This is a genomic window from Pseudomonas sp. PA-5-4B (assembly GCF_021606215.1).
In the GTDB taxonomy this organism is placed as follows: Bacteria; Pseudomonadota; Gammaproteobacteria; order Pseudomonadales; family Pseudomonadaceae; genus Aquipseudomonas; species Aquipseudomonas edaphica.
This window is the reverse complement of record NZ_WKDB01000129.1, coordinates 1-5,394: the sequence shown is the minus strand read 5'-3', so window position 1 is coordinate 5,394 and position 5,394 is coordinate 1. Positions and strand designations below refer to the sequence as shown.

5 protein-coding genes are annotated in these 5,394 nt (G+C 59.0%); 3 read left to right on the top strand and 2 right to left on the bottom strand.

The window, feature by feature from the left end; translation table 11 throughout:
• Positions 1-135 precede the first annotated feature (135 nt).
• A complete protein-coding gene (locus tag GIW28_RS30400) occupies positions 136-582 on the bottom strand; it encodes a hypothetical protein (protein WP_138453228.1) in 447 nt (148 codons plus the stop codon).
• 57 nt (positions 583-639) lie between these two features.
• Positions 640-1,140, bottom strand: coding sequence for a DUF4822 domain-containing protein (locus tag GIW28_RS30395; protein WP_236448016.1), 501 nt, complete (start codon positions 1,138-1,140; stop codon positions 640-642).
• A gap of 415 nt (positions 1,141-1,555) precedes the next feature.
• Here GIW28_RS30395 and GIW28_RS30390 point away from each other — a divergent pair, with 415 nt between their 5' ends.
• The 3 genes from GIW28_RS30390 to GIW28_RS30380 all read left to right on the top strand — a co-directional run bounded on the left by GIW28_RS30390 (position 1,556) and on the right by GIW28_RS30380 (position 5,212).
• Entirely contained in the window at positions 1,556-2,833 is a 1,278-nt protein-coding gene (locus tag GIW28_RS30390; protein WP_236448015.1) for a serine/threonine transporter, read from the top strand.
• 125 nt (positions 2,834-2,958) lie between these two features.
• Complete coding sequence (locus GIW28_RS30385) at positions 2,959-3,576, top strand: ParB-like protein (RefSeq protein WP_017136633.1); 618 nt, start codon at positions 2,959-2,961, stop codon at positions 3,574-3,576.
• Positions 3,566-5,212 (top strand): SulP family inorganic anion transporter, encoded by a 1,647-nt coding sequence (locus tag GIW28_RS30380; protein ID WP_169986312.1) that lies wholly within the window; start codon positions 3,566-3,568, stop codon positions 5,210-5,212. The genes GIW28_RS30385 and GIW28_RS30380 overlap by 11 nt, the downstream gene beginning before the upstream one ends.
• Positions 5,213-5,394 lie beyond the last annotated feature (182 nt).

Sequence of the window (5,394 nt, the reverse complement as noted above, 5' to 3'; positions counted from 1 at the left end):
CGCCATAAGCGGTCGTGGTGGTGGTGCGGGTGAGGCGGCGCTGAATGAGATTCATGGCTCGATCATGCTGGGGCGGGCGCGTGGTTGTCAACGGCGCTGCCATAGCTTCCTCAAAGGGCTGCCGCCACACTGCCATTATTGGGCAGAATCCGCCTGCTGCGCCTGGATTTGCTCTGCTTGCGCGATCGGCCTGAAATCGTAGGTAGGATAGAATTCCGTTGTGTAGGCGCCCCAGGCAGTGCGCTCTATCGCCAGATTGACCTCTACCAGGCGCGAAGCCGGCAGGCGTAGCACGACGATCTGTCCGATGCCCATGGTGACATTCCAACTGACCACTTCAACCCCGGCAGGAGGAAATACCTTGTGAAAGGCTTGCTTCGCCAATTGTGTCTTCAACTCGCTCAAGGGCCGCGACTGATCATGTTTGAGAAACACCGTTAACATGACGGCGTTATCAGCTGTGGCCGCCACAGTGCTTACGCTGGAGGGAGCGGCGGTGTTGGCAGTGGCTGCTGCGGGCAACAGAGCAACAGTCAACAGCACAGGTATTAACAATGATGTGAGGGCGTTACATGGCTTCATCTTGGGCACCTTGCAGTCTATTAATTCAAGCGGCGTATCGTCAGGCGTGAGGGCTGACTAGTTCGACAGCGCAGTTTTTATCGGGCCGATATAAGGCGCATGGACGACATAGATTCGAACAGGAGGGTTGTTGGCAATCATGTCGCGAGGTACTTCGCGCGAGTAGGTGAACTCGTTCTTATCCAGTTTTTCCAGTCGCCTGACCACGGTTTTGATCGGTCCCACATCGGGCACCAGAATATGGGTATTTTGGTCGCCTGTGACGAGGAAGTAGCCGCCACCGCCATCGGCGTATTTTGAAAGCCCGGTGTCAGCATAGAAGAACTCATAACGGTTGCGCTGTGGGTCCCACATTGAAATGCCCACCACACCGGGGTAGTTGGCCTTGACATCCTTATCCGGGGCACCCTCGATATAGACTTTGGTGGTCAACCATTGTGGGGAAGAGGCCAGCGCCTGGATATCCCGTTCAGGCGCGGTTGGCGTTGCGTAACTTTCGCTGGATTTAAATAGGCCGATAAGACACAGACCAGTTAATACAATACTGAGTGTTTTCATTCTTGAATTCCTGAGGCTGCTGGCTAAGAGCGCGGCATAATGTTTGTGCGAGGGACGCGGCGATCTTAGTGTGTGCTCTGGCGGCGGCTCAATGGTTATGTATGGTCTTGTAATAGTTAATGATCTATTTCAGTGGAAATATTATTTAGATGTAGGCTGTGTCTGCTTTAAATGTCGGATACTTCTTGGAAGTTGCTTCTTTTGACGGATTTTTGGCAACGCCATAACCTTTCGCAGCCCACGAAAGCTGCCGTCCGCCACCCTCCTTGAATTGCTGCGCCGCTCAACCATTCCTCAGCTAAGTCTTTGCTTATTCGAGAGAATCCCGGACAATCCGGCCCCTTCTATGGTCGAGGCGCTGCCTGTCAGGTTTTTCTGACTCGCCCCGGCCGTGTAAATGCGGAGATCCGACCGGATGAATGATCAGGCCAATAGCGTCGACCAACGCTATGCAACGACACCTGCAACCCTCACAAGCTGGAGCCGCCAGGACACCACCTGGATGCTCGGCCTGTTCGGCACCGCTATTGGCGCCGGTACTTTGTTTTTGCCGATCAACGCCGGCCTGGGCGGCTTCTGGCCCCTGGTGATCCTGGCATTGCTGGCGTTCCCGATGACGTTCTTCGCTCACCGTGGCCTGACGCGCTTCGTGCTGTCCGGCCGTGCCGGCTCTGACATCACCGACGTGGTTGAAGAGCATTTCGGCCTTAAGGCCGGTGCACTGATCACCTTGCTGTACTTCTTCGCCATCTTCCCGATCCTGCTGATCTACAGTGTGGCCCTGACCAACACCGTCAGCAGCTTCATGGAACACCAACTGCACATCATGCCGCCGCCACGGGCGATCCTGGCCTTTGTGCTGATCCTCGGCTTGCTGGCCGTGGTGCGTTGCGGCGAGCAAGTGATCGTCAAGGCCATGAGCCTGATGGTGTATCCGTTTATCGTCGCCTTGCTGTTCCTGGCGGTGTACCTGGTTCCGCACTGGACCGGTGGCATCCTCAGCACTGCCAACGAAGTCCCGGCGCCGTCTGCGCTGCTCAATACCTTGTGGCTGGCGATTCCGGTGATGGTGTTCTCGTTCAACCATTCGCCGATCATCTCGGCCTTCGCGGTTGATCAGAAGCGCCAGTACGGCGCCAATGCCGATGAGCGCAGCTCGCAGATCCTGTGCCGCGCGCACCTGTTGATGGTGGTAATGGTGCTGTTCTTCGTGTTCAGCTGCGTGCTGACGCTGTCGCCGGCACAGCTGGCCGAAGCAAAAGCGCAGAACCTGTCGATCCTGTCGTACCTGGCCAACCACTTCGACAACCCGACCATCGCCTTCGCCGCACCGTTGATTGCATTCGTGGCGATTGCCAAGTCGTTCCTGGGCCACTACATCGGTGCCAGTGAGGGCCTTAAGGGGTTGGTATTGAAAACCGGGCGTCGTCCGGCTGCCAAGTCCCTGGACCGCATGACCGCCGCGTTCATGCTGGTAGTGTGCTGGCTGGTCGCCACGCTCAACCCGAGCATTCTCGGCATGATCGAAACCCTGGGCGGCCCGATCATCGCGTCGATCCTGTTCCTGATGCCGATGTACGCGATCCGCAAGGTGCCGGCCATGGCCAAGTACCGTGGGCAAGCATCCAATGTGTTTGTCACCGCGGTGGGCCTGGTCGCGATTACTGCGTTGGTTTACTCGCTGTTGTCCTGATGACAGACGCCGGGTAGCAAAGCCGATTCGCGCACTGCGTGAATCGGCTTTTTTTTGTGTCCGAAAAAATCCCCATGCCAATGAGGGCTAAGCTGTCGACGTGTTGGTTCCCTTTGGAGATACCCATGGCTCGGCCCCGCCCGCAATTGGTCACAGGCAAGCTGGAAAAACTGCACCCTACACAATTGACGGTCGGCATGGCGGAAGTCGCTGCCAAGCGCGACGCCTGGACCAAACTCAAGCGCAAGGAGCGCGCCGCCGCCCTCGACAAGCACTGGTTCCCTTGTGTGCTGGGGCCGGACGAGCGCTACTACATCACCGACCATCACCACTTCGGTATGGCTTTGATTCTGGAAGAGGTCAAGAGTGTGTCGCTGCTGATGCTAAAGGACCTGTCTTTCGTGGAGCGCAGCACCTTCTGGAATGTCATGGCATTCAATCAATGGGTCCACCCCTACGACGCGCGCGGTTTGCGGCGTACCTATGAGGCCATTCCCCGCAAGATTACCGACCTGCAGGACGACCCTTACCGCAGCCTTGCCGGCCTGCTGCGTACCGCCGGTGGTTACGCCAAGGACGCAACGCCGTTCAGCGAGTTTTTGTGGGCGGACTTCTTTCGCAGCCGTATCGGCAGCGATGTTGTCAGCCAGCCAAATGCCAAATTGTTGGGCAAGGCCATGACTCTGGCGCGCAGCCAGGAAGCTCGTTATTTGCCAGGATGGGTTGGGCCGATTGAAAACTGAAACCGTTACGCCCGTTGCCGTACCCCCCAATCGTACCCAGGACATCCTGGCCGGGTTGTCCATCGCCGGGTTACTGCTGCCGGAGGCTGTGGCGTATTCCAGCATCGCTGCGTTGCCGCCGCAGGCCGGTGTGATCGCCTTGTTTGCCGGGCTGGTGTGCTACGGCCTGTTGGGCACCAGCCGTTTTGCAATTGTCTCGGCCACGTCCTCTTCTGCGGCGGTATTGGCGGCTGCTACCGCCAGCCTGGCCGGGGATGATCCGGCGCTGAGGCTGTCCCTGGCCTTCGGGCTGGTGCTGATCACCGGCGTGCTGTTTGTGTTGGCCGGTTTGTTCAAGCTGGGCGGTGTGACGTCGTTTATCGCCAAGCCGGTGTTGCGCGGTTTTGCCTTCGGCCTGGCGCTGACCATCATCCTCAAGCAACTGGCCAGTGTGGTGGGCGTACACCTGACCGATAACAACCTGATCCGCTTTCTGCCGCAGTTACTGGAGCAATTAGCGCACTGGAATTGGCCGGCGGCGCTGGTCGCAGCGGCAGCATTGGCGGTGTTATGGCTGTGCGCGCGAATCCCGCGCCTGCCGGGCGGCTTGCTGGTGGTGGTCCTGGGGATTGTTGCCGGGCAGTACCTGGGCTTGCAGGCCCATGGCGTGGCCTTGATCGGCATGATTGATCTGCGCCTGGAGCTGGGGCACTTTCCCGTGCTGCCGTTCGCGGATTGGTTGCGCCTGGGCGAGTTGGCCTTTGCCTTGGTCATGATCCTGTATGCGGAGTCCTACGGCTCTATCAGTTCGTTCGCACTTAAACATGGCGACCGGGTGTCATCCAATCGCGATCTGTTGGCGCTGGGCGCGGCGAATCTGGTGTCCGGGTTGTTCCACGGCATGCCCGCCGGTGCGGGCTATTCGGCCACGTCGGCGAATGAGGCTGCCGGCGCCGGTTCGCGCCTGGCGGGCATCGTTGCGGCGCTGGTGGTGCTGGTGATCGTGTTGACGGTGCTGCCGTATGTGGCGTTAACGCCGGAGCCGGTGCTGGCAGCCATCGTCATCTACGCGCTGGGCCGTGGTTTGAGCCTGCAACCCCTGGGCCGTTACTTCCTGTGGCGCCGCGACCGGTTGCTGGTGATCTGTGCGGTGGCGGCAGTGCTTGTGCTGGGCGTGCTGGATGGCTTGCTGGTGGCGGTGGCGATCAGCGTAGTGTTGATGCTGCGCCAGATGTCTTCGGCGGATATTCAAGTGCTGGGGCGCCTGGGCGACAGTCATGACTTTGTTGACCGACAACACCATGCGGATGCGGTGCAGGTGCCTGGCTTGCTGATTGTGCGGCCCAGTGAGGCGCTGTTTTTCGCCAATGCCGAACGCATCCTGGGCGCGGCGTTGCGCTTGATGCGTCAGTCGCCGGTCGAGGCGGTGGTGTTGAGCCTGGAAGAATCGCCCGACCTTGACGGCACCAGTATCGAGGCGCTGGCGGCGTTTTTTGCGCAGGTGCACGGGGAGGGCAAGCGGCTGGTACTGGCGCGGGTGCGGCATGCGGCGATGGAAGTACTGCAAGCCTTGCCCGAAGCCGTTGCGCCACAGGTTTTGCTGAGTGCCTTGAGTGTTGATGGTGCAGTGCAGTTGGCGTTGCACGCCAGGTCTTGAGTGCAAGTGATCAAAAAATGTGGGAGCTGGCTTGCCTGCGATGGCGGGTTGTTGGTGGTGTACATATCCGTTGCTGCGGTAACGGCTTCTATTGGTTCCGCTCTTACAGCGGGTCACTTTTGTAAAGACCGGAATGCCGGCCCAGACAAAAGTAACCAAAAAGTCTTCGCCCCAACACTCGG